A 25,242-nucleotide genomic window follows, 5' to 3' on the forward strand; every position below is an offset into this window, starting at 1 on the left:
GCCATCATGACGGGCTGTTCGCTAAATTAGACGGTACCGCAAACTTTCTCGATCAGTTCCGCCGGGAACTGCATCGCCTGCATGATGTGTTCGATCATGCTGCGCTTGCGGCCGGTATTGGTATTGGTGATCACCCAGTAAGGGGTGCCCGGTACATGCTTCGGCTTGGTGTGCGTGCCGTTGGCCAGCAGGGTCTGCTGATCGCCGGCGAAATAGGTGCGGGTACGGCCGGTCAACGCCTCGGTAGCGGCGGCGAAACCGGCGGCATCGAGGGTGTACAGCGTGGACAGCACCAGCATGAAACGGTTGACCGCTTTGTTCTGCTCGGCGTATTCATCCGACAGCAGCAGTTCACGCACGGCGCGTACGCGATCGCGCGGACGCTGAGCCGGCACCGCTTTTTCCAGCTCGACGGACTGTGACGCACTGGCGGCAGGCAACGCGCGCACCGGTTGCCCGGCGGTGAATTTCAACATGCGGCGTAAAATATCGGACGCGCTTTCACCGATGTGTTGCGTGTGGCTGGCAATATAACGGTAAAGCTCTTCGTCGACTTCAATAGTTTTCATCTTTATCCAATACTGTTTTTTCTACTTAGAACCTGAAGCCAGATCCTGCATTCAAGCCATGGGATTATAAGGTTAAAAGCGCTGGGGCGAACACAACAATGTGCCTCCGGACGGCAAATGCAGACTAATACCTATAGCCGGCACTGCCAAGCCCGCGCCGCGAAAATTCCGCATGATTCATCGTGCGATTCAATCATGATACCCTAATCTGAATCTCTCTCAGTATGAACTTCGCCATGAAATTACATTATCAACTGCTGGCCGCCGAGTCAGACGTGCTGCCGGTGCTGCTGATCCACGGGCTGTTCGGCAATCTGGACAATCTGGGCGTGCTGGCGCGCGATCTGCATAAACAGCACAGTGTGATCAAGGTCGATCTGCGCAACCACGGCCTCTCCCCGCGCGCCGACGACATGAACTACCCCGCCATGGCGCAGGATCTGCTGGCGCTGCTCGACGAACTGCAGCTGGAAAAAGCGATCGTCATCGGCCATTCGATGGGCGGCAAAGCGGCGATGGCGCTGACCGCCATCGCGCCCGAGCGCATCGCCAGGCTGATCGTCATCGACGTCGCGCCCGTGGATTACCAAACCCGCCGCCACGACGAGATCTTCGCCGCGCTGAAGGCCGTCAGCGCCGCCGGCATTACCCAGCGCCAGGCGGCTGCCCAACTGATGCGCGACTACCTGCAGGAAGAAGGCGTGATCCAGTTCCTGCTGAAGTCCTTCCACAACGGTGAATGGCGCTTCAACCTGCCGGTACTGATCGAACGCTACGCAGACATTACCGGCTGGCAGGAAGTCCCGGCCTGGCCACACCCGACCCTGTTCATTCGCGGCGGCCTGTCGCCGTACGTGCAGGACAGCTACCGTGCAGACATCGCCCGCCAGTTCCCGCAGGCCCGCGCACACGTCGTCGCCGGCACCGGCCATTGGGTGCACGCCGAAAAACCGGAAGCGGTGCTGCGCGCCATCCACCGTTTCCTCGGCGAAGCCTGAAAAACGCACTCACCTGGCGAAAAAACGCGCTAAAGATAACGGCTTAGCGCGTTTAGCCCGCAGTTAGGCATTGTCGCCGCTCCATCTGCTGGGGTAATATGGCGCGCTATAATTTTGCCGCCGCGCCAGCGCGTTCGCGAACGCCGGTTCGGAGGTGAATTTGGGTTAGGGTTTATTGGCCCGAAGTGTGTTAACCGATGCCTCCGGAAGCGTGCGAGCGCTTTTTGATGCAAACTCCCTTGCAGTACCGCTACCTATGGCAAAAGAACAAACGGATCGCACGACGCTGGATCTGTTCGCAGATGAACGCCGTCCGGGGCGCCCGAAAACCAACCCGCTTTCCCGCGATGAACAGCTTAGAATCAATAAGCGCAATCAGTTACGGCGCGATAAAGTGCGTGGATTGCGACGCGTAGAGCTGAAAATCAACGCGGACGCGGTGGATGCCCTGAACAAACTGGCGGAACAGCGCAACATCAGCCGCAGCGAACTCATCGAGCAGATGCTGTTGGCACAACTGGCGGAAGAACAGCCGGAACATTGATCTCTTCGGCCGCACGCGCGGCGCGGCGTTAAGGACAACGCCGGATCGACCCCGCTTTTCTTCATTCTCCGGCATCGCATAAATGCGATAAAACCCCGGCGCCACTTTCTGGCATGATACGCATTTACCGGTAAGAGACTGCGCCTGTCGGCGCCCGCCCCGGAGGCGAAAGGCTCTTGCCATGGCATCATTTTAATCGGCGTCAGCGGCGGCAGTGCTGGCATCGAGTAATGCAATTACTTGAATTTAAAGGTTATACGCGATATGGCTACTGTAGGCATTTTCTTTGGCAGCGACACTGGCAATACCGAAAACATTGCCAAAATGATCCAGAAAATTCTCCAGAAACAGTTTGGCGACGACGTCTCTGAAGTGCATGACATCGCTAAAAGCAGCAAAGAAGACCTGGAAGGGTTCGATATCCTGCTGCTGGGTATCCCGACCTGGTACTACGGTGAAGCGCAGTGTGACTGGGATGATTTCTTCCCGACGCTGGAAGAAGTCGACTTCAACGGCAAACTGGTGGCGCTGTTCGGCTGCGGCGACCAGGAAGACTACGCGGAATACTTCTGTGACGCGATGGGCACCATCCGCGACATCATCGAACCGCGCGGCGCAGCCATCGTGGGCCACTGGCCGACCAAAGGCTACCACTTCGAGGCCTCCAAAGGCCTGGCGGACGACGATCACTTCATCGGTCTGGCGATCGACGAAGACCGTCAGCCGGAGCTGACCAACGAGCGCGTGGACGCTTGGGTCAAACAGATTGTCGAAGAGCTGAGCCTGGCCGATATCGTCGGCTAAACCCCGGCACTGGCGAAAGGTTGAACAAAGGCCCTGTAAAGTGCATAGTGTGCCGACAGGGCCGTCATCGGCAACAGGGATTGCTGCGATAGAAGCTACAGATTTGTAACTTCCCACCCCGTCACGGTAGACTGAGATATCGGTTTATCCCATCCATCAAGGCGTTGCATGCAAAACATGCAATAGTGCAATTATATCTTTGTTAACAACCGGCGGTTTCCATTTAGTACAACCGGTTCTATAATGAGACGCATTAACTCTTTGTGCCGACCGATGCCACAGGCGAGTACGCCTCAACTTGATTAGCATAGTAACAGGACTGAATTCGCATGACCGACAACAACATCGCATTGAAGAAGGCCGGCTTAAAAGTCACGCTTCCGCGACTCAAAATCCTGGAAGTACTGCAAAATCCGGAATGCCATCACGTCAGTGCGGAAGATTTGTACAAAAAACTGATTGATATGGGCGAAGAGATCGGGCTGGCAACGGTTTATCGCGTACTGAACCAGTTTGACGATGCGGGCATTGTGACACGTCACAATTTCGAAGGCGGCAAGTCCGTGTTCGAGCTGACCCAACAGCATCACCACGATCACCTGATTTGCCTGGACTGCGGCAAAGTGATCGAATTCAGCGACGAATCCATCGAAGTGCGCCAGCGTGATATCGCCAAGCAGCACGGTATCAAGCTCACCAACCACAGCCTGTACCTGTACGGCCACTGTGAAACCGGTGACTGCCGCGAAGACGAAACGCTGCACGACAAGAAGTAAGCCCTGACCGGCTATGAAAAACCGCCTCACACCGAGGCGGTTTTTTTATGCCCGCCGTACAACGGACAAAAAAATCCCCGGGCAAGCCGGGGGAAAATCATGTCATGAAATATCACAATTGCAGCGGCACAGCGACTCCACGTACTACTCTCACTACAACGTCCGCCCTACGCCGACACGCGTGGGCGAACGCATTCCCCCTTCGTTATACGGCCGCCGCCAGGGCAGCGGGCCGTTGCACCGGGCTTAGACCTTCTCGGCGCGGCTGTAGCGTTTGCCGTCCGGGCTGACCGAACGCACCTGCACTTCACCGGAGATCGCCGGCTTGGCCTTGGCATCATAGCGCTGCCACTGCTTGCCACCGTCGGTGGAGTACTCGATGCCCAACCCCGGCAGCGCGATATTCGCCTCCAGCTTGCCGCCCGCTACGCGTGCGCCCGGCACCGGCAGACGGTAAGCGACGCCGCCCTTGTCCAGCTTGGCCAGTTCACGCTGGCCCAGGATATTGGCAAAGCGCAGCCAGTCTTTCTCCAGCGTCTTGGTATCGACAAAGTGGGTTTCCCCGCCTTTGTATTCGCGGCCGGCGCGATAGTCCTGCTCCCAACCGGCGCGGTGCCAGGCACGTTCTGCCACCGAGAGCGCGCGTGGGAAGATCATGTATTCCATCTGCGGGTCGGTGCGCTGGGTTTCGCTCCACAGCTGAGCGGACAGCCCGTAGGCGCCCGGCCACGGCTTGTCGCTCTTGGCGTTGAAGTGGTTGCCGTCTCGGTCAACCGAGGTTTCCGCGTTCTGCGGCATGTTGTCCGGCGCGAAGCTGAACACCTTGCGTTCGTCGCTGAAGCGGGTACCCCAGTAGTAACCGCGCTCGTCCGGGTTCACCTCGTAAGGGAAGTCCATATAGACGTAGTCCGGGTTGGAGACCACCACTTCATACCCTTTATTGGCCCAGTCGTTAACGCTATCGAAACCGCCCCAATACAGGGTGTCCCAGAAGTTGACGCCCACGCGCGAGGTGGCGAACGCCTTCGAACTTTCGGCGTCTTTCAGACCGTCTTGCCAGGCCTGCATTCTGTCGATGCCGTGCGCCTTCACCAGCTTGCTGACCTCTTGGCCGAAGTAGCTCGGCAGGTGCTCCATGTCGGCCACTTTGCCCTCTTTGATCATCGTCTGGCAGACCTGCGACTTGGCCCACGGCTTGTCTTCGTTGCTCTGGTCGATGATGCCTTTGCCCGGCTCCGGTTTCACCTTGTCGGTATAGCCGGCGCCCAGGCGAATGTTTTTCGCTTCGTCGCCACCGAAGTGCCAGGTCTTGATCGGCTGGCCGGCTTCTTTATGCATCTGGGCAATCTCGCCAATCACCTTGTCGACAAAGCGCTGGGAAGAATCCAGACACGGGTTCAGGTAGCTCTGGCGGTTAAAGAATTGCACGGAGGTGGTGTTAGAGGTATCGGTCGGATCCACCAGGCGGAACTCGTTGGCCTCCTGCTCTTTGCCGGCGGCATGCAGTTTCTTGTAGCGCGCTTCCATCGAGACCACCGCCGCGCGGGCGTGTGCCGGCATGTCGATCTCCGGGATCACCTCAATCTGGCGCGCCTGGGCATATTTGATGATGTCGATATAGTCCTGACGGCTGAAGAAGCCGCTGTAGACGTCCGGCCCCTGGCCGTACTGCGGCAATAGGCAGGTGGTTTCGCTCAGATCGTGGCAGCGCTGGCCGCCGACTTCCGTCAGCTCCGGCAAACCGGGGATCTCAATACGCCAACCTTCGTCATCGCTCAGGTGGAAGTGGAATTTGTTGAGCTTGTAAGCCGCCATCTGATCCAACAGGCGCAGCACCGCATCCTTCTTATGGAAGTTACGCGCCACGTCGAGGAAAATGCCGCGATACTGGAAGCGCGGCGCGTCGCTGGCGTCGAGCGTAGCGATCTTGCCGCTGCCGTCGCTCGGCACTAACGACAGGATAGACTGCAGCCCGTAGAACACCCCGGCCTGATCGAAACCGATCACCCGCGCCTCTTTCTTGCCAATTTTTAGCTCATAGGCGCCCGGCACCGCCATCGCGCCTTTAAATTTGCCCGGCTGGATGTCGGTCTTGATCGGATAGCCGTTGGCCTGAACCGGCACGCCCAACAGCGCGAAGCGCTGGTTGACGACGTCCGCCGCCGGCTTGACCAGCGTGCTCAGATCCGGCGATACCCCTTTGCGCAGATCGGCGTCCTGCGCGTGGACCTTCACCTGCATCGGCGTCGGCACGATCTGGCCGCGCAGCGCGCCGGCAGGCAGCGTCTGCAGATCGGCGTTGCTGACAAAACGCGAGGTCGGCGTCATCAGAATGTTTTTGTCGTCCTTGGTGCGCTTCCACTGATCGCCGGTGAACGGCGCCACAAACTGATCCAGGTTTTCGGTGTCGGTATTCGCCAGCATTTTCGGCTTAGCGTCGCCGGAGGTGGCATACCAGCGCGGCAGGAAGTCGTTTCTGAACAGCTGCCAATATTCGGCGACCACCGGGATTTCCACCGCCTTACCGGCCGGGAAGCCGCTGAATTTGGCGGTCGGCTCCAGCTTGTACAGATCGCCGGTGAGGTGAGCGATCTTGAACTGGTCGTTGTCTACCCGCAGGGTCTGGCGCGGGCTGTGGAAATAGATGACCCAGTCTTTGCCGTCGATCGCCTGGCCGTCGTTGCTGAGGGTGAACAACACCCGGTTGCAAGAGGCCCAGTCAGCGCCCAGCGCCGCGCAATCCACGCCGTTTTCGCCGGCGCGGTTATCCAGCATTTTCACGTTCAGCTTCAGCTGGCTAAGCTGATCCACCAGCTGTTGATCGGCCATGGCGCTCCCCATGCCGCCCAGGAATCCCATCGTTGCCGTCAAGGCGGCAAGCGCGCTCAGTTTGAATGCGTTCATCTTCTTATCCTTCTTAATTATTGTTATCGCGAATTTCTTGCCACAGCTTGCCGCACTTGGCGTCGTAAGCCTGACCGTTACCGCTGTGCACCGCCATAATGCAGTTCTGATAATCCATCACCCGCACCGTTTCCTGCGCGGCGAACTGCTGGTGCTGCTTCTCTTGTTTCAGCACGTTCAGCACCGCCTTACAGGGCTGCAGACGCTCCGGCGAGCCTTCGGCAGTGTTGATGCAGGCGCTGTAAGCCTGCTTCAACTTGGCGTCTTCCGGCGGCGCGGTGGGTTGCGCGCAGGCGCTCAGGGCCGCAGCGGCCGCCAACATCAGCATGATTTTTTTCATCGTTGAATTCCCTTAACTGCCCCGGCGGCGAGGCCGGGGAACGCATCAGAAGATGGTGAATGGCGCGATGACCATGAACTTGACGTCTTTCTCGTCCTGGAAGATGTTGCCGTAACCGCCGCCCCAGCTCGGGATGTTGGTGTGGTTGTCATACTGGGTGTAGTGCAGTTTGATCAGGGTGCCCTTGGCGCGCCCTTCCTGGATGGTATACATCGCGTCCAGGCTCCAGGCGCTCTCTTTCAGGCGCTGGCTCTGATCGTAGATCGGGTTGGTGCTCGGCTTGGCGTCCCAGGCGTAAACGTAGGAGCCGCCGACCGCCATGCCCGGCAGGTTCCAGTTGCTGAGGTCATACATCACGCCGGCGTACACCGCTTTCTCGCCGTTGGCGTTAAAGTCGGAGCGGTTATCCCACCACACGTCCAAACGACCGTTGGACGAAGCGTAGGTCGGGGTCATGCGCTGCAGGAAGAAGCCCTGGTTGCCTTCCGCCTTGACCATGGTGCCTTCCAAACGCCAGTTGAACTGCCCGGTGGTGTAACCGAAGGTCAGCGCCTGCAGCCAGGCCAGACCGTCGTAGATGCTGTTCGGATCGTTCTTGTCGCTGATGCGGTCTTCCGCACCGTAGAACTGGTAACTGGTGGTCAGCGGGTTGCCCAGCAGATCGAATTTGTAAGACGCCTTGGTGAAGTATTGATTCACATACCCCTGTGCCTGGCCGAAGGCAGCTTCCAGCACCAAATCGTTTTTGAAATCGTACTTGGCGCCCAGCGAGTGCAGGTAGGAGACGCGGGTTTTCTTATCGTTCTGGCGGAAGTCATCCACCTCGATATGCCACGGCGCCTTGTATTTGTCGGCCCACATGTAGGAGAAGCTCAACGCGCCGGCATCGCCGTAATCGAACTTGGCGCCGGCTTCAGCCCCCTGATAGGTGCCCGGCATAAAGCTCCAGTGCGGCGCCAGCAGGGTTTGGCCGCTCGGCTGAATGTAACCGGCACGCGCCCAGACCGGGCCGTATTTGAATTTAGCGGCAGCTTTGTACAGGCTGACGCCACCTTTGTCACCGGAATAGTCTTCGTCGTAGGTACGGTTTTTAGAGGAGAACGCGATCTCGTTCGGGTGGCCGCTGGCGCTGGATTCCGCCAGCTCGATGGCGGTAAAGGCGCCGACGTCCAGACCGAACATGTCCCAGGCGTAGCCCGACGCGAAATCCAGGCTCAGGTTGGCGGTGGAGTGCGACAGGTTGGTGGTGTATTGGTTGTAATCCTTGCTGTCCGGATTGAGATCTTTACGGTCGCGCTCACGTTGCCAGTAATAAATGCCGCCGGTCAGCGTGGAATCATCGATAAACCCTGCGGCTTTCGCCTCAGGCGCCATGGCAAACCCTGTTCCCAACAGCGCGCCCGCGACTGCGAGCGCCAGCGTTTTACGCTGAGCACCGTGCGTACCCATAGTGAAATTCCTCTTTGACTTAACTTAAAAGTTGCAGCCGCCTGTGTTCACCACTGCCCTGCACGACTGCCAATAAAAAACCCGAACGGGTAAAAAATATTGCCGACGAGATGTTATTCCCACAGCACTAATTGCTACAGACAGACTATTTTTCGCGACGCGAATTATCAAATGAAAAATGCGGAAGATTTGTCAAAGTATGACAAGGAGCACATATCAGTGATATTTTGTTACGCCGGCGATCATGGAAGGTGTCGAATAAAAAATTCAATTAAATCAGAATAAATTGAGATACAAGGTCAACCAGAGACGATTAATGGTTTCAGCCTGACTAAATTCGTCAGGCAGACGATAAAAATTGAGAGCGCTCTCTAAATGAAATTAATTCGCATCACGAATATATAAGTGAAAATTAAGATTAATAAGGCCAATATCAGAAAACTTATGGCCTCACGCGCTGCGATTAATTAAACGCAGCCCAGATAAATGTGAGAGGAACAGATTATTCGCTAAATCGCAGGTATAAAAAAGCGCGGCCTAAGCCGCGCTGATTCATTAATTTTCGAGGCGAATAAGATTAGCCTTCGATTTTCGCCCAGGTGTCACGCAGGCCGACGGTGCGGTTAAACACCAGATGCTCGGCCGACGAGTAACGGTTGTCGGCGCAGAAGTAGCCTTCACGCTCGAACTGGTAGGCTTTCTCCGGCTGTGCGGCCGCCAGGCTCGGCTCAACGAAGCCGTGCTTGATCACCAGCGATTCCGGGTTGATGGTGGAGAGGAAGTCCTCCGCCGCGCCCGGGTTAGGCACGCTGAACAGGCGATCGTACAGGCGAATTTCCGCCGGCAGCGCGTGCGCCGCAGACACCCAGTGGATCACGCCCTTCACCTTGCGGCCGTCGGCAGGATCTTTGCTCAGCGTTTCCGCATCGTAGCTGCAGAAGATGGTGGTGATCTCGCCCGCTTCGTCCTTCTCGACGCGCTCGGCCTTGATCACGTACGCATTGCGCAGACGCACTTCTTTGCCCAGCACCAGACGCTTGTACTGCTTGTTGGCTTCCTCGCGGAAGTCGGCGCGATCGATATAGATTTCGCGGCTAAACGGCACATCGCGGCTGCCCATTTCCGGTTTGTTCGGGTGGTTAGGCATGGTGACCATTTCCACCGCATCGCCCATGTTCTCGATGACGATTTTCACCGGATCCAGCACCGCCATGGCGCGCGGGGCGTTCTCGTTCAGATCGTCACGGATGCAGGATTCCAGCGCCACCATCTCGACGTTGTTGTCTTGCTTGGTCACGCCGATGCGCAGGCAAAACTCGCGGATAGAGGCGGCGGTATAACCGCGACGGCGCAGACCGGAAACGGTCGGCATACGCGGATCGTCCCAGCCCTCAACGATCTTCTCGGCCACCAACTGGTGCAGCTTGCGCTTCGACATGATGGCGTATTCGAGGTTGAGGCGCGAAAACTCGTACTGACGCGGGTGGCAAGGAATGGTGATGTTATCCAGCACCCAGTCATACAGACGGCGGTTATCCTGGAATTCCAGAGTACACAGCGAGTGGGTGATCCCTTCCAGCGCATCGGAAATGCAGTGGGTGAAATCGTACATCGGATAGATGCACCATTTATTGCCGGTCTGGTGGTGTTCGGCGAACTTGATGCGGTACAGCACCGGATCGCGCATCACGATAAACGGCGAAGCCATATCGATCTTGGCGCGCAGGCAGGCGGCGCCTTCGGCAAACTCGCCGTTGCGCATCTTCTCGAACAGCGCCAGGTTCTCTTCCACGCTGCGATCGCGGTACGGGCTGTCTTTGCCCGGCGCGGTCAGCGTGCCGCGATATTCACGGATCTGCTCCGGCGACAGCTCATCGACGTAGGCCAGGCCCTTGGAGATCAGCTCAACCGCATACTGATGCAGCTGATCGAAATAGTCTGAGGAGTAACGAACGTTGCCGCTCCACTCAAAGCCCAGCCACTCCACGTCGTGCTTGATTGACTCCACGAACTCGATGTCTTCTTTCACCGGGTTGGTGTCATCGAAACGCAGGTTGCACTGGCCCTGATAGTCCTTGGCGATGCCGAAGTTCAGGCAGATGGACTTGGCGTGGCCGATATGCAGATAGCCGTTAGGCTCCGGCGGGAAGCGGGTATGTACCGACGTGTGTTTCCCCGACGCCAGATCTTCATCGACGATCTGACGGATAAAATTGGTTGGGCGGGCTTCAGCCTCACTCATTTCACTGTTCCTCAATGCAAAGCGCTACACATAACCGCCTATGATCCAACAAGCCACGTCTGGAAACAACCGTTTGTTTCACGAAAAATGCGGCGCGTTGCACCATCGGCGCGCAGCGCACCGCCATGGGGCGAAACGGAATAAAAAAAGCGGGAAGAGATCGCTCTCTTCCCGCCAAGTCGGGGCAAACTCCGCCATGATGCGTGACCGGCCCCGGATACTACTCAGGTAAAAACGGCCTTACTTTTGGATCTCGTACAGCTTGGTCTGACCGGCGACCACCGAGCCGCTGGCCAGCGCCGCCAGGCCGGCGTAGTCGTCAGCGTTGCTGACCACCACCGGGCTTATCATCGAGCGCGCGTTAGCGTTCAGGTAATCCAGATCCAGTTCCAGAATCGGTTGACCGGCTTTCACTTCCGCGCCCTCTTCCACCAGGCGTTTGAAGCCCTGGCCTTCCAGCGCGACGGTGTCGATCCCCATGTGTACCACGACCTCAGCGCCCTTGTCGGTTTCCAGGCAGAACGCGTGGTTGGTATTGAAGATTTTCACCACGGTGCCATCCGCCGGCGCCACCACGATCTTGTCGGTCGGGCGAATCGCCAGGCCGTCACCGACCGCCTTGCTGGCGAAAGCTTCGTCCGGCACCTGATCGAGCGCCACGACTTCACCCGTCACCGGCGCCACCAGCGTTTCAAACGCGACTTTCGGTGCGTTCGGCACCGCCTGCGGTTTGACTTCCGCGGCAGGGGCCGCCGCCGGAGCCGCCGCAGCCGCTACCGGGCCGGCCGCAATTACGTTGCGCATTGCGCTGGCAATCAGCTCGGCACGGGTGCCGACGATCACTTGTACGCTCTGCTTGTTCAGACGAATAACGCCCGACGCACCAAGGCGTTTCGCCAATGCGTCGTTCACCAGCGCAGAGTCCTTCACGTTCAAACGCAGGCGGGTGATGCAGGCGTCGATGCCGGTCAGGTTGTCGGAGCCGCCGATCGCGCCGACGTAGCGACGGGCCAGCGTGGTGGTTTCGTTCTCGTCTTTACCGGCGCTGCTGTTGACGTTGACGTCATAACCGTCGGTTTCGTCACCGGCAACCGCCAGCTCGCGGCCCGGGGTCATCAGGTTGAACTTGTTGATGGTGAAGCGGAACACCACATAGTAGATAACGAAGAACACCAGGCCCTGCGGGATCAGCATGTACCAGTGGGTCGCCAGCGGGTTACGCACCCACAGCATCATATCCACCAGGCCGGCGCTGAAACCGAAGCCTGAAATCCAATGCATGTTAGCGGCGATGAACACCGAGATACCGGTCAGTACGGCGTGGATCACGTACAGCACCGGTGCCACGAACATGAAGGAGAACTCCAGCGGTTCGGTGATGCCGGTAAAGAAGGCAGCGAATGCCCCTGCCATCATGATCCCCAGCACCTTCGCCTTATTCTCAGGACGCGCGCAGTGATAGATGGCCAGCGCCGCGCCCGGCAGACCGAACATCATGATCGGGAAGAAGCCCGCCTGATAACGGCCGGTGATGCCAACAACCGCTTTACCCGCGTCAATCGACTGCTGGCCGCCGAGGAAGTTAGGGATATCGTTGATGCCGGCCACGTCGAACCAGAACACCGAGTTCAGCGCGTGGTGCAAGCCGACCGGGATCAGCAGGCGGTTGAAGAAGGCATAGATACCCGCGCCGACGGAGCCCAATTTTTGGATGTGTTCGCCGAAGCTCACCAGAGCGCCGAACACGACCGGCCAGACGAACATCAGGATGTAAGCGACCAGGATCATCAGGAAGGAAATGAGGATCGGCACCAAACGGCGGCCGCTGAAGAACGACAGCGCCTTAGGCAACTCGACACCGCTGAAGCGGTTGTACACTTCGGCGGAGATGATACCCACCAGAATACCAACGAACTGGTTCTCAATCTTGCCGAACGCGGCAGGCACCTGATCGAGCGGGATCTTCTGAATCATCGACACGGCGGCCGGTGAACAGAGGGTCGTCAGCACCAGGAAACCGACGAAACCGGTCAGTGCGGCAGAGCCGTCCTTATCTTTGGACATGCCGTAGGCGACACCAACGGCGAACAACACCGCCATATGATCGATAATCGCAGAGCCAGACTTAATCAATAAGGCAGCGAAAGCGTTGTCGCCGCCCCAACCAACAGGGTCAATCCAGTACCCGACGCCCATCAAGATGGCGGCGGCGGGCAGCGTGGCGACCGGCACCATCAGCGCCCGTCCCACCTTTTGCAAATAACTAAGAATGTTCACCTTTTCCCCCTATGTTGTCCGCGGACGGACCCTATTAGTAGTTTATTTGGAGCTCTCACTACCTTTTTAGAAACAATGCTTGGCACGTATCACTCATGCCGAGTGTAAAAAATTTATTTTGTATCGCAAATTAAAACCTCCTTTTTTGTGATAAATATCACCAAAAAGTAGTCTTTCCCTCCCAGATTGCTGGCCATCACACAAAACTTATTTTATCATTCAAAAAATCAACCGGACGGACGATTCACGCGAGAATCATAAAGCTGGGTTACGCTTAGGACTCCCGCAGGCCCGTACAGTATAGCTTTAGTTTACTTATCCCAAGAGGTGTTAGATGAGACTTATCCCACTGAAAGATACCGCACAAGTCGGCAAATGGGCCGCGCGTCATATCGTTCAACGCATCAACGCATTCAAGCCAACCGCAGAGCGCCCGTTTGTCCTCGGCCTGCCTACCGGCGGCACGCCGCTGGAAGCCTACAAACATCTGATTGCGATGCACAAAGCAGGTGAAGTAAGCTTTAAGCATGTTGTGACTTTCAACATGGACGAGTACGTTGGCCTGCCGCAGGAACACCCGGAAAGCTACCACACCTTCATGTACCGCAACTTCTTTGACCACGTTGATATCCCTCGTGAAAATATCAACCTGCTGAACGGCAACGCCGCGGATGTCGACGCCGAGTGCCGCCAGTACGAAGAGAAGATCAAATCTTACGGCAAAATTAACCTGTTCATGGGCGGCGTGGGTATCGACGGCCATATCGCGTTCAACGAGCCGGCTTCGTCCCTGGCTTCGCGCACCCGCATCAAAACGCTGACCGAAGACACCCGCATCGCCAACTCGCGCTTCTTCGGCGGCGACGTCAGCCTGGTGCCGAAATATGCGCTGACCGTCGGCGTGGGCACGCTGCTGGATGCCGAAGAAGTGATGATCCTGGTGACCGGCCACGCCAAGGCGCAGGCGCTGGAAGCCGCTGTGGAAGGCAATATCAACCACATGTGGACCATCAGCTGCCTGCAGCTGCACGCCAAAGCGGTGGTGGTGTGCGACGAACCGGCCACCATGGAACTGAAAGTCAAAACCGTCAAATATTTCCGCGAGTTAGAAGCGGAAAGCGTGAAAAGTCTTTAATCTTTGCAGGGGGCTACGATGTTCGCTTTAACCCACGGCCGAATCTATACCGGCCACGACGTACTTGATGACCATGCAGTCATTATCGCTGATGGGCTGATCGAGAGAGTCTGCCCGGTGGCTGAATTGCCCGCCGGCATCGAAACGCGCGACCTGGGTGGCGCCATCCTGGCCCCCGGGCTTATTGACGTGCAGCTGAACGGCTGCGGCGGCGTCCAGTTCAACGATTCGCTGGAAGCAATCTCGGAAGAAACGCTGGAGATCATGCAGCGCGCCAACGAGAAATCCGGCTGCACCAGCTATCTGCCGACGCTGATCACCAGCAGCGACGAATTCATGAAGCACAGCGTCGACGTGATGCGCGCTTATCTGAAAAAGCACCAAAACCAGGCGTTGGGCCTGCACCTGGAGGGGCCGTACCTCAGCCCGGTAAAAAAAGGCACTCACAACCCGGCGTTCATTCGCAAGCCAACGCAGGACATGATCGATTACCTGTGCGCCAACGCCGACGTGATCACCAAGGTGACGCTGGCACCGGAAATGGTTGAGCCGCACGTTATTAAACAGCTGACCGAGGCCGGCATCGTGGTCTCCGCCGGCCACTCGAATGCCACCTACGATCAGGCGCGCACCGGCTTCGCCGCCGGCATCAGCTTCGCCACCCACCTGTACAACGCCATGCCGTATATCACCGGCCGCGAACCGGGGCTGATGGGGGCGATATTCGATACGCCAGAGGTCTATACCGGCATCATCGCCGACGGCCATCACGTGGCCTGGGCGAGTATCCGTAACGCCAAACGCCTGAAAGGTGATAAATTGGTCTTGGTCACCGACGCGACCGCACCGGCGGGTGCAGATATTGACCAATTTATTTTCGCCGGTAAAACAATATACTATCGGGATGGGCTGTGCGTGGATGAGAACGGCACCCTGAGCGGTTCCGCGCTGACCATGATCGAAGCGGTGCAAAACAGCGTCGAGCATATCGGCATCGCGCTGGACGAAGCGCTGCGCATGGCGACGCTGTATCCGGCGCGCGCCATTGGCGTCGATCACCGTCTGGGCACCCTCGAAGCCGGCAAGGTGGCTAACCTGACCGCCTTCACCCGTGATTTCAAGATCACCAAAACGCTCGTTAACGGTAACGAGGTTTAATTCAATGAACAGCGAGTAACATTATTGATGAGCACTGGCGGACAAGCACAAATAGGGAACGTTGACTTAGTCAAACAACTTAACGGCGCAGCAGTTTACCGCCTGATCGACCAGCAGGGCCCGATCTCGCGCATTCAAATTGCCGAACTCAGCCAGCTTGCTCCCGCCAGCGTCACCAAAATTACTCGCCAGTTGCTGGAGCGCGGGCTGATCAAAGAAGTCGATCAGCAAGCCTCCACCGGCGGCCGCCGCGCGATCTCCATCGTGTCGGAAACCCGTCATTTCCATACCGTCGCGGTGCGTCTCGGCCGCCACGACGCCACCATCACCCTGTATGACATGAGCGGTAAATCGCTCAGCGAAGAACACTATCCGCTGCCGGAACGCACCCAGGAAACGCTGGAGAATGCGCTGTTCGCCGCCATCGCCCAATTCATCGATGCTAACCAGCGCCGCCTGCGCGAGCTGATCGCCATCGCGGTGATCCTGCCCGGCCTGGTGGATCCGGCGCTGGGCGTGGTGCGCTATATGCCGCACATCAGCGTCAGCAACTGGGCGCTGGTGGACAACCTGCAGCAGCGCTTCAACGTCACCAGTTTCGTCGGCCACGACATCCGCAGCCTGGCGCTGGCGGAGCACTACTTCGGCGCCACCCGCGACTGCGAAGACTCGATTCTGGTGCGCCTGCACCGCGGCACCGGCGCCGGCATCATCGTCAACGGGCAGATTTTTCTCGGCAACAACGGCAACGTCGGCGAGATCGGCCATATCCAGATCGATCCGCTGGGGGAACGCTGCCACTGCGGCAACTTCGGCTGCCTGGAAACCGTGGCCGCCAACGCCGCGATCGAACAGCGCGTGCGCCAGTTGCTGAGCCAGGGCTACCCGAGCAAACTGACGCTGGAAGACTGCGGCATCAACGCCATCTGCAAGGCCGCCAACCGCGGCGATCTGCTGGCCAGCGAAGTGATCGAACACGTCGGCCGCTATCTGGGCAAGGCGGTGGCCATCGCCATCAACCTGTTCAATCCGCAGAAGGTGGTGATCGCCGGTGAGATCACCGAAGCGGACAAGGTGCTGCTGCCGGCGATCCAGAGCTGCATCAATACCCAGGTGCTGAAGGACTTCCGCAAAAATCTGCCGGTGGTGACCTCCGAACTCAATCATCGCTCGGCGATCGGCGCTTTCGCCCTGGCCAAACGCGCGATGCTCAACGGCGTGCTCTTGCAGCGATTGCTGGAAAGCTGATCCGCCGCTTCTGGCAGGCGTGTTATCGTCACCTCTTGCCTGCCGTAATCATGAGAAACAGCGACAAATGAAAATCAAAAACGTTATATGCGATATCGACGGCGTGCTGCTGCATGACAATACGCCGGTGCCCGGCGCCGATCTGTTCCTGGCGCGCATCCAGGAACAAGGCATGCCGCTGGTGGTGCTGACCAACTACCCGTCACAGACCGCGCAGGATCTGGCGAACCGCTTCGCCGCCGCCGGGCTGGAAGTGCCGGAGAGCGCGTTCTATACCTCGGCGATGGCCACCGCCGACTTCCTGCGCCGGCAGGAAGGCAAAAAAGCCTATGTGGTCGGCGAAGGTGCGCTGATCCATGAGCTGTACAAAGCCGGTTTCACCATCACCGACATCAACCCGGATTTTGTGATCGTCGGTGAAACCCGCTCTTACAACTGGGACATGATGCACAAAGCCGCCTACTTCGTCAGTAACGGCGCGCGCTTTATCGCGACCAATCCGGATAGCCACGGCCACGGCTTCTCGCCGGCCTGCGGCGCACTGTGTGCCCCCATCGAGAAGATCACCGGCCGCAAGCCGTTTTACGTCGGCAAGCCCAGCCCGTGGATCATTCGCGCCGCACTGAACAAAATGCAGGCGCACTCGGAAGAAACGGTGATCGTCGGCGACAACCTGCGTACCGACATCCTGGCGGGTTTCCAGGCCGGCCTGGAAACCGTTCTGGTGCTGTCCGGTGTCTCCACGCTGAGCGACATCGAAACCATGCCGTTCCGCCCGAGCTATGTCTACCCTTCCGTCGCCGATATCACTATCTTCTGATGCGGCCATGGCGGCCGCCCGGCCGCCATTATTTCCTTCTCCCTCAGCGTCAGTTTGAATTTAATTCGTTCATGGCAGCAAAAGGTTTCAGCCTGCCTGCATTAAAAATCCTCATTATAACTTTACGCCCCGCCAATAGCTGATATTGCCGGCGAGCGGAAAACCCTTACCCCTTATCAATGAGGCTACCATGAGCACAAATAACATTATTAATGCCGTCGCCGCCGATGACGCAGCCATTATGCCGTCTATCGCCAATAAAAAGATCCTGATGGGTTTCTGGCACAACTGGGCCGCCGGCGTCAGTGACGGCTATCAGCAAGGCCAGTTCACCAATATGAACCTGACCGACATTCCCGCCGAGTACAACGTGGTGGCCGTCGCCTTTATGAAAGGCCAGGGCATCCCGACCTTCAAACCTTACAACCTGTCCGACGCCGAGTTTCGCCGCCAGGTAGGCGTGCTGAACAGCCAGGGCCGCGCGGTGCTGATCTCCCTCGGCGGCGCAGACGCGCATATCGAGCTGAAAACCGGCGACGAAGACAAGCTGAAAGACGAGATTATTCGCCTGGTGGAAGTCTATGGCTTCGACGGCCTGGATATCGATCTGGAACAGGCGGCGATCGGCGCCGCCAATAATAAAACCGTCTTGCCTGCGGCGCTGAAAAAAGTAAAAGACCATTACGCCGCCCAGGGGAAAAACTTTATTATCAGCATGGCGCCGGAATTCCCGTATTTGCGCACCAACGGCACCTACCTGGATTATATTAACGCCCTCGAAGGCTATTACGACTTTATCGCGCCGCAATATTATAACCAGGGCGGCGACGGTATTTGGGTGGATGAACTCAACGCCTGGATCACGCAGAATAACGACGCCATGAAAGAGGACTTCCTCTACTACCTGACGGAAAGCCTGGTTACCGGCACCCGCGGCTATGCGAAGATCCCGGCGGCGAAATTCGTCATCGGCCTGCCGAGCAACAACGATGCCGCCGCCACCGGCTACGTGGTCAACAAACAGGCGGTGTATAACGCTTTCTCGCGTCTCGACGCCAAAAACCTGTCGATCAAGGGCCTGATGACCTGGTCAATCAACTGGGATAACGGCAAGAGCAAAGCCGGCGTCGCCTACAATTGGGAGTTCAAAACCCGCTATGCGCCGCTGATTCAGGGCGGCGTCACCCCGCCGCCGGGAAAGCCTAATGCGCCGACGGCGCTGACGGTCTCCGAGCTGGGCGCCACCTCGCTGAAACTGAGCTGGGCCGCCGCCACCGGCGCCTCACCGATCGCCAGCTACACCGTCTACCGCAACGGCAACCCGATCGGCCAAACCGCCGGTCTGTCGCTGGCCGACAGCGGTCTGACGCCGGCAACCCAGTACAGCTACTTCGTTACCGCGACCGACACCCTGGGCAATACCTCCCTGCCGAGCAGTGCGCTGGCGGTCAAAACCGCCAACGACGGCACGCCGCCCGATCCGGGCGCGCCCGAATGGCAGAACAACCACAGCTACAAAGCCGGCGACGTCGTGAGTTATAAAGGCAAGAAATACACCTGTATTCAGGCGCACACCTCCAATGCCGGCTGGACGCCGGATGCCGCGTTCACCCTCTGGCAGCTCATCGCCTAATCGCTAATCGATTGCCGGTCAAACTGGCCGGCAATCCCGCCATCACGCTAAAAATTGCATAATCGACAATTTTTTACGCCAATAACTGAAAATCCGTTAAAAACCTCAGCCACGCAAACAACTATTTCTCAGCGCATGGCTAAAACGCTTGCATCCTCCGCAGCTTTTGGCGCATTTTCATAACCACAGCGCAGCAAAACCGCGTTATCGCTGATAAATCGGCAATGCTGCCCATAACAGTAAAAACAACATCACAGTCATAAAAGCCCGTTAGGAGAGTTGTATGTGTTCTATTTTCGGTGTGCTCGATCTGAAGTCCGATCCCGTTGAACTGCGTAAGAAAGCGCTGGAGCTGTCACGTCTGATGCGCCACCGCGGCCCGGATTGGTCCGGCGTTTACGCCAGCGACAAAGCCATTTTGGCCCACGAACGCCTGTCGATCGTCGACGTCAACAACGGCGCTCAACCGCTGTACAACGCTGCGCACACCCACGTTTTGGCGGTCAACGGCGAAATTTACAACCACCAGGCGCTGCGCCAACAGCTGAGCGACCGCTATGCGTTCCAGACCGGTTCCGACTGTGAAGTAATCCTGGCGCTGTATCAGGAGAAAGGACCGGACTTCCTCGACGATCTGCAAGGCATGTTCGCTTTTGCCCTGTATGACACTGAAAAAGACGCCTACCTGATCGGCCGCGATCACCTGGGCATCATCCCGCTGTACATGGGCCATGACGAACACGGCAACCTGTACGTTGCCTCGGAAATGAAAGCGCTGGTGCCGGTGTGCCGCACCATCAAGGAATTCCCGGCCGGCAGCTACCTGTGGAGCCAGGACGGTGAGATCCGCGAATATTATCGCCGCGACTGGTTCGATTACGACAGCGTCAAGGACAACGTGACCGACGCCGCCGCCCTGCGCACCGCGCTGGAAGAGTCGGTGAAAAGCCACCTGATGTCCGACGTACCCTACGGCGTGCTGCTGTCGGGCGGGCTGGATTCCTCGGTCATCTCGGCGATCACCAAGAAGTACGCTGCGCGCCGCGTGGAAGATCAGGAACGCAGCGAGGCCTGGTGGCCGCAGCTGCACTCCTTCGCCGTCGGGCTGGAAGGCTCGCCGGATCTGCGCGCCGCGCAAGAGGTGGCTAACCACCTGGGCACCGTGCACCATGAGATCCACTTCACCGTGCAGGAAGGGCTGGACGCCATCCGCGACGTGATTTATCACATCGAAACCTACGACGTCACCACCATTCGCGCCTCGACGCCGATGTACCTGATGTCGCGCAAAATCAAGGCGATGGGCATCAAGATGGTGCTTTCCGGCGAAGGCGCGGACGAAGTGTTCGGCGGCTACCTGTACTTCCATAAGGCGCCGGACGCCCGCGAATTCCACGAAGAGACCGTGCGCAAACTGCTGGCGCTGCACATGTTCGACTGCGCGCGCGCCAACAAGGCGATGTCCGCCTGGGGCGTCGAAGCCCGCGTGCCGTTCCTGGACAAGAAATTCCTCGACGTGGCGATGCGCATCAACCCGAAAGATAAAATGTGCGGCAACGGCAAAATGGAAAAACACATCGTTCGCGAATGTTTCGAGTCCTATTTGCCCGCCAGCGTGGCCTGGCGCCAGAAAGAGCAGTTCTCCGACGGCGTCGGCTATAGCTGGATCGACACGTTAAAAGAGGTGGCTGCGCAGCAAATTAGCGATCAACAGCTCGAAACCGCGCGTTTCCGCTTCCCGTACAACACGCCAACGTCGAAAGAAGGCTACCTGTACCGCGAAATCTTCGAAGAGCTGTTCCCGCTGCCGAGCGCCGCCGAATGCGTACCGGGCGGCCCGTCCGTCGCCTGCTCGTCCGCCAAGGCCATCGAGTGGGATGAATCGTTCAAGAAGATGGACGATCCTTCCGGCCGCGCCGTTGGCGTGCACCAGGCCGCCTATAAATAATTGCGCGGCATTTCCCTCAGGGCGGGCCTTTTGGCCCGCCTTTTTGTTGCCTTTTCCCCCCGCCAACTACCTGAATTGCCGATTTTATCGCCATAATGTTCACAACCCAGACAAACGGCGCTTCCGGGCGCTTTTTCGGGAAAAAACTTGTTGACGCAAATCGGTCATATACGCATAATGCGCCCCGCAACGCCGATGAAGGCAAAGCAAAAAAAGAGGGCTACGTAGCTCAGCTGGTTAGAGCACATCACTCATAATGATGGGGTCACAGGTTCGAATCCCGTCGTAGCCACCATCTCTTTTTTGTATTTGCGGGAGTGGCGAAATTGGTAGACGCACCAGATTTAGGTTCTGGCGCCGCAAGGTGTGCGAGTTCAAGTCTCGCCTCCCGCACCATTTCTCTTCATCGTCGGCGCAGTATGTTGATGGGGTATCGCCAAGCGGTAAGGCACCGGTTTTTGATACCGGCATTCCCTGGTTCGAATCCAGGTACCCCAGCCATATTCTTTCGGGAATGGGGTTTCAACATAAGATTTGTTTGCAGGTGGGGTATCGCCAAGCGGTAAGGCACCGGTTTTTGATACCGGCATTCCCTGGTTCGAATCCAGGTACCCCAGCCATAACAAACTGCTTGCAAATCAAAGAAGTAAAAAGTAACATCGGCTACGTAGCTCAGCTGGTTAGAGCACATCACTCATAATGATGGGGTCACAGGTTCAAATCCCGTCGTAGCCACCATAATTGGGGTGTCGCCAAGCGGTAAGGCTCTGGTTTCTGATACCAGCATACCCAGGTTCGAATCCTGGCACCCCAGCCATATTTAGAAAAGCCCGCTTCGGCGGGCTTTTTGCTGTCTGGCGTTCGGCCAATCCTAACGGGCCCAGCCACCGCTGAGCCCTGTCGGTTACAATCCCAACGCGTACTTCAACGCATGCTCTTTCAGCTTGCCCGCCCGCTGCGCGGCCATCAGCGCCAGATTGCGCGCGACGTTCAGCGGCGCCAGGTTATTGCTGAAGGCGGTATAAAACAGATCCATGCCGCTCTGCATCAGCAGATTGTCGGTGCGACGGCGACGCTGATAACGCAACAGTACCGCCTCGCCGCTCCAGTCTTCTCCCTGATCCCGCGCCTCGCTCAACACATTCAACAAGGCATCCACATCGCGATACCCCAGATTGACGCCCTGCCCGGCCAGCGGGTTGATGGTATGCGCGGCATCCCCCACCAGCGCCAGCCCCGGCAGCACGTAGCGCTGCGCATGACGCCGCGTCAGCGGGAACGATCCGGCAGCGTGCACCTTGACCGGGCCCAGTCGCGTCGGAAAAGCGGTAGCGATTTCGCGCTCCAGCTGCGCCGGCGGCATCGCCTGCAGTTGGCGAATGCGCTGCGGGCTGTCATACCACACCAGCGACGCCCAGCTGTCGTACAGCGGCAGGAAGGCGCGGGGCCCGGACGGGAAGAAGCGCTGCCAGGTCACATCCTGCTGCGGCGCGCCGGTATCGACGGTGATCAACATGCACGCCTGACGATATTGCCAGCCGTTGGTGCCGATCGCCGCCAGCTTGCGCACCTGCGAGTTGGCCCCGTCGGCACCGACAACCAGCCGCGCTTGCAGCGTCTCGCCGCTGTCCAGCGTCAGCTGCCAGGCATTGTCCGCCCGCTGCAGCGATTGCAGCCTGGCGGGGCACAGCAGCGTCAGGTTGGCGCACTGCGCGAACTGTTGCCACAGCCCCAGCTGCAGAATGCGGTTTTCCACCATAAAGCCCAGCTCGGGCAGCCCCAGGGACACCGCGTCGAACGCCACGCGCGACGACGCCCACTCCCAGGTCTCCAGCCGGCGATACGGCGCCGTACGCATCGCCGTCACGGCCTGCCAGGTGCCGAGCTGTTTCAGCAGCCCCACCGAGGTGCAGCCGATCGCGGAAATGCGCAGGTCCGGCGGGCTTTGCGCCTCGAACGCCTGCGGCGCCTGATGTTCCAGCAACGCCACCGACCAGCCCGCCTGCGCCAGCCCCAGGGCCGCCGCCGCGCCGACCATGCCGCCACCCACCACCACCGCGTCATACCGATTTTGAGATGTCTTCATATTGGCTATGTTTTCTATGTGAATGCTCGCCATCCCACCCGACATGGCGTTTTGCGCAGTGTACCGGATTTTCGCTTCGGCTTCAGGTTGCGTGCCATTTTCCCCCGCGCTGGTCACAACGGCGGCAAATGATTACAATACGCGCCCTGCATGTCGCGTAACGCAACTTTCGCTCCGCACTGAGTAATGGCAAGTCAATGACGAAAAAACTACATATCAAAACCTGGGGCTGCCAGATGAATGAGTACGATTCATCGAAAATGGCCGACCTGTTGAACAGCACGCACGGCTTCGAGTGGACCGACAACGCCGAGGAAGCGGACGTGCTGTTGCTGAACACCTGCTCGATCCGTGAAAAAGCGCAGGAGAAAGTTTTCGCCATGCTGGGGCGCTGGCGCTTGCTGAAAGAGAAGAACCCGTCGGTCATCATCGGCGTCGGCGGTTGCGTGGCCTCGCAAGAAGGCGAACTGATCCGCAGCCGCGCGCCTTGCGTCGACGTGGTATTCGGCCCGCAGACCCTGCACCGCCTGCCGGAAATGATCAATCACGTTCAGGGCACCCGCAGCCCGGTGGTCGATATCAGCTTCCCGGAGATCGAAAAATTCGACCGCCTGCCGGAGCCGCGCGCCGAAGGCCCGACCGCCTTCGTGTCGATCATGGAAGGCTGCAACAAATACTGCACTTTCTGCGTGGTGCCTTACACCCGCGGCGAGGAAGTGAGCCGCCCGAGCGACGACGTGCTGTTCGAAATCGCCCAGCTGGCGGCGCAGGGCGTGCGCGAGGTCAACCTGCTCGGCCAAAACGTCAACGCTTACCGCGGCGCGACGCATGACGGCGATATCTGCTCGTTCGCCGAACTGCTGCGCCTGGTGGCGGCCATCGACGGCATCGATCGCATTCGCTTCACCACCAGCCACCCGATCGAGTTCACCGACGACATTATCGCGGTGTACGAAGACACGCCGGAGCTGGTCAGCTTCCTGCATCTGCCGGTGCAGAGCGGTTCGGACCGCATCCTGACCATGATGAAACGCGCGCACACCGCGCTGGAGTATAAGGCGATTATCCGCAAGCTGCGCAAGGCGCGGCCGGCCATCCAGCTCAGCTCCGATTTCATCGTCGGTTTCCCGGGCGAAAGCCAGGCCGACTTCGAACAGACCATGAACCTGATCGCCGACGTCAACTTCGACGTCAGCTTCAGCTTCATCTATTCGTCGCGCCCCGGTACGCCGGCGGCGGACATGGTCGACGACGTCAGCGAAGAAGAGAAAAAGCAGCGGCTGTACATTCTGCAGGATCGCATCAACCAGCAGGCGCTGCAGTTCAGCCGTCGCATGCTCGGCACCGTCCAGCGCATTCTGGTGGAGGGCACCTCGCGTAAAAGCGTGATGGAGCTGGCCGGGCGCACGGAGTGCAACCGTGTGGTAAACTTCGAAGGCACGCCCGACATGATCGGCCAATTTGTCGACGTGGAAATTACCGAGGTGCTGACCAACACCCTGCGTGGCGCAGTGGTGCGCACCGAACAGCAGATGGATCTGCGCGTACATGAATCCCCGCAGTCGGTGATCGCCCGTACCCGCAAAGAAAACGCGCTGGGCGTCGGCATTTACCAGCCCTGACGCCGCGGCGGCCGCCTTATCGCCGCCCGTTCGCGCTACTCCTTACCGTTTCTCCGCCGGGCGTCCGCGCCCGGTGATGTTCTTTTTTTATTTTTTTATTGTTGAAGAGGCGACATAACATGCAACTCCCACACTGCCCGAAGTGCAACTCCGAATACACCTACCAGGACAATGCCCTGTTCATCTGCCCTGAGTGCGCCCACGAGTGGAGCGACAGCGCCCCGGCGGAAGATCAGGACGCGCTGATCGTCAAAGACGCCAACGGCAACCTGCTGGCGGACGGCGACGCGGTCACCGTGATCAAGGATCTGAAGGTCAAAGGCAGCTCCTCGATGCTGAAGATCGGCACCAAGGTGAAAAACATTCGCCTGGTGGAAGGCGATCACAACATCGACTGCAAAATCGACGGTTTCGGCCCGATGAAGCTGAAATCCGAGTTCGTGAAAAAGAACTGATTCTCGGCGGCCTTGTTCTGTGATGACGCGGCGGGCTTTGCGCCCCGCCGCGTTTTTTCCTTATCTTCCCTTGAATTCCGCCGACGGCGCACAGATAGATCAGCGGTAAACTTGCGCCGTTGCGGCGCACCATGAATAATTCAAGAAAGAGAGTATTCAGGCTCGCCCTGAACGCGCGCGTCCCGGACGCGCTATGTGACATCAACCAGGCCCGATGTGACCTAGAGGAATAGT

General features: G+C 58.4%; 19 protein-coding genes and 6 tRNA genes. 18 read left to right on the plus strand and 7 right to left on the minus strand.

The annotated features are described in order from the left end of the window. Positions 1 to 26: 26 nt before the first annotated feature. Positions 27 to 569 (minus strand): replication initiation negative regulator SeqA, encoded by a 543-nt coding sequence (gene seqA / locus N6G83_RS12830; protein ID WP_025301864.1) that lies wholly within the window; start codon positions 567 to 569, stop codon positions 27 to 29. A 224-nt stretch (positions 570 to 793) separates the two neighbouring features. Between seqA and ybfF the strand changes: the two genes are divergently transcribed. From ybfF to fur, 4 genes are all read left to right on the plus strand, one after another. Next, a complete protein-coding gene (gene ybfF / locus N6G83_RS12835; RefSeq protein ID WP_197837005.1) occupies positions 794 to 1,567 on the plus strand; it encodes an esterase in 774 nt (257 codons plus the stop codon). A gap of 256 nt (positions 1,568 to 1,823) precedes the next feature. Further along, a complete protein-coding gene (gene ybfE, locus N6G83_RS12840) occupies positions 1,824 to 2,111 on the plus strand; it encodes a LexA regulated protein (protein WP_004939936.1) in 288 nt (95 codons plus the stop codon). 264 nt (positions 2,112 to 2,375) lie between these two features. Further along, positions 2,376 to 2,915, plus strand: a complete 540-nt coding sequence (gene fldA, locus N6G83_RS12845; protein WP_025301862.1) for a flavodoxin FldA — start codon at positions 2,376 to 2,378, stop codon at positions 2,913 to 2,915. Between the two features lie 329 nt (positions 2,916 to 3,244). Beyond that, the gene (gene fur / locus N6G83_RS12850) at positions 3,245 to 3,691 is read left to right on the plus strand and encodes a ferric iron uptake transcriptional regulator (protein WP_019454058.1); all 447 of its coding nucleotides are present in this window, start codon (positions 3,245 to 3,247) and stop codon (positions 3,689 to 3,691) included. Positions 3,692 to 3,937: 246 nt separating this feature from the next. On the opposite strand, the gene N6G83_RS12855 is transcribed toward fur, so the two are convergent. The 5 genes from N6G83_RS12855 to nagE all read right to left on the minus strand — a co-directional run bounded on the left by N6G83_RS12855 (position 3,938) and on the right by nagE (position 12,903). Then, positions 3,938 to 6,595, minus strand: a complete 2,658-nt coding sequence (locus tag N6G83_RS12855; protein ID WP_260515443.1) for a beta-N-acetylhexosaminidase — start codon at positions 6,593 to 6,595, stop codon at positions 3,938 to 3,940. A gap of 13 nt (positions 6,596 to 6,608) precedes the next feature. Next, a complete protein-coding gene (gene chiQ / locus N6G83_RS12860) occupies positions 6,609 to 6,935 on the minus strand; it encodes a ChiQ/YbfN family lipoprotein (RefSeq protein ID WP_025301860.1) in 327 nt (108 codons plus the stop codon). 45 nt (positions 6,936 to 6,980) lie between these two features. Further along, the gene (gene chiP, locus N6G83_RS12865; protein WP_025301859.1) at positions 6,981 to 8,384 is read right to left on the minus strand and encodes a chitoporin ChiP; all 1,404 of its coding nucleotides are present in this window, start codon (positions 8,382 to 8,384) and stop codon (positions 6,981 to 6,983) included. 577 nt (positions 8,385 to 8,961) lie between these two features. Further along, positions 8,962 to 10,626, minus strand: a complete 1,665-nt coding sequence (glnS, locus tag N6G83_RS12870; RefSeq protein ID WP_025301858.1) for a glutamine--tRNA ligase — start codon at positions 10,624 to 10,626, stop codon at positions 8,962 to 8,964. Positions 10,627 to 10,866: 240 nt separating this feature from the next. After that, positions 10,867 to 12,903: an N-acetylglucosamine-specific PTS transporter subunit IIBC gene (nagE, locus tag N6G83_RS12875; protein ID WP_025301857.1), complete on the minus strand. Its 2,037-nt coding sequence runs from the start codon at positions 12,901 to 12,903 to the stop codon at positions 10,867 to 10,869. A gap of 334 nt (positions 12,904 to 13,237) precedes the next feature. Here nagE and nagB point away from each other — a divergent pair, with 334 nt between their 5' ends. The 12 genes from nagB to N6G83_RS12935 all read left to right on the plus strand — a co-directional run bounded on the left by nagB (position 13,238) and on the right by N6G83_RS12935 (position 21,662). Then, entirely contained in the window at positions 13,238 to 14,038 is an 801-nt protein-coding gene (gene nagB / locus N6G83_RS12880; protein WP_004939952.1) for a glucosamine-6-phosphate deaminase, read from the plus strand. Between the two features lie 18 nt (positions 14,039 to 14,056). Then, a complete protein-coding gene (gene nagA / locus N6G83_RS12885; protein WP_025301856.1) occupies positions 14,057 to 15,196 on the plus strand; it encodes an N-acetylglucosamine-6-phosphate deacetylase in 1,140 nt (379 codons plus the stop codon). 27 nt (positions 15,197 to 15,223) lie between these two features. After that, complete coding sequence (locus N6G83_RS12890) at positions 15,224 to 16,444, plus strand: N-acetylglucosamine repressor (protein ID WP_019454064.1); 1,221 nt, start codon at positions 15,224 to 15,226, stop codon at positions 16,442 to 16,444. A 67-nt stretch (positions 16,445 to 16,511) separates the two neighbouring features. Beyond that, a complete protein-coding gene (locus tag N6G83_RS12895; RefSeq protein ID WP_004939957.1) occupies positions 16,512 to 17,264 on the plus strand; it encodes an HAD-IIA family hydrolase in 753 nt (250 codons plus the stop codon). A 190-nt stretch (positions 17,265 to 17,454) separates the two neighbouring features. After that, positions 17,455 to 18,897: a carbohydrate-binding protein gene (locus N6G83_RS12900; protein ID WP_060447626.1), complete on the plus strand. Its 1,443-nt coding sequence runs from the start codon at positions 17,455 to 17,457 to the stop codon at positions 18,895 to 18,897. 283 nt (positions 18,898 to 19,180) lie between these two features. Then, a complete protein-coding gene (asnB, locus tag N6G83_RS12905; RefSeq protein WP_004939961.1) occupies positions 19,181 to 20,845 on the plus strand; it encodes an asparagine synthase B in 1,665 nt (554 codons plus the stop codon). 218 nt (positions 20,846 to 21,063) lie between these two features. Continuing rightward, a tRNA-Met gene (locus N6G83_RS12910) sits at positions 21,064 to 21,140 on the plus strand. Between the two features lie 16 nt (positions 21,141 to 21,156). After that, positions 21,157 to 21,241, plus strand: a tRNA-Leu gene (locus tag N6G83_RS12915). A 30-nt stretch (positions 21,242 to 21,271) separates the two neighbouring features. Then, a tRNA-Gln gene (locus tag N6G83_RS12920) sits at positions 21,272 to 21,346 on the plus strand. 44 nt (positions 21,347 to 21,390) lie between these two features. Continuing rightward, positions 21,391 to 21,465, plus strand: a tRNA-Gln gene (locus tag N6G83_RS12925). Positions 21,466 to 21,506: 41 nt separating this feature from the next. Continuing rightward, positions 21,507 to 21,583 (plus strand) — tRNA-Met (locus tag N6G83_RS12930). A 4-nt stretch (positions 21,584 to 21,587) separates the two neighbouring features. Then, positions 21,588 to 21,662: transfer RNA gene (locus N6G83_RS12935), tRNA-Gln, on the plus strand. Between the two features lie 87 nt (positions 21,663 to 21,749). Here the strand turns inward: N6G83_RS12935 and ubiF are convergent. Further along, the gene (gene ubiF / locus N6G83_RS12940; RefSeq protein ID WP_060432591.1) at positions 21,750 to 22,931 is read right to left on the minus strand and encodes a 3-demethoxyubiquinol 3-hydroxylase; all 1,182 of its coding nucleotides are present in this window, start codon (positions 22,929 to 22,931) and stop codon (positions 21,750 to 21,752) included. A gap of 197 nt (positions 22,932 to 23,128) precedes the next feature. Between ubiF and miaB the strand changes: the two genes are divergently transcribed. After that, the gene (gene miaB, locus N6G83_RS12945) at positions 23,129 to 24,553 is read left to right on the plus strand and encodes a tRNA (N6-isopentenyl adenosine(37)-C2)-methylthiotransferase MiaB (RefSeq protein ID WP_025301853.1); all 1,425 of its coding nucleotides are present in this window, start codon (positions 23,129 to 23,131) and stop codon (positions 24,551 to 24,553) included. 119 nt (positions 24,554 to 24,672) lie between these two features. After that, positions 24,673 to 25,008 (plus strand): zinc ribbon domain-containing protein YjdM, encoded by a 336-nt coding sequence (locus N6G83_RS12950; protein ID WP_004939967.1) that lies wholly within the window; start codon positions 24,673 to 24,675, stop codon positions 25,006 to 25,008. Positions 25,009 to 25,242: the final 234 nt, after the last annotated feature.

This window comes from Serratia sp. PL7 (assembly GCF_945957435.1).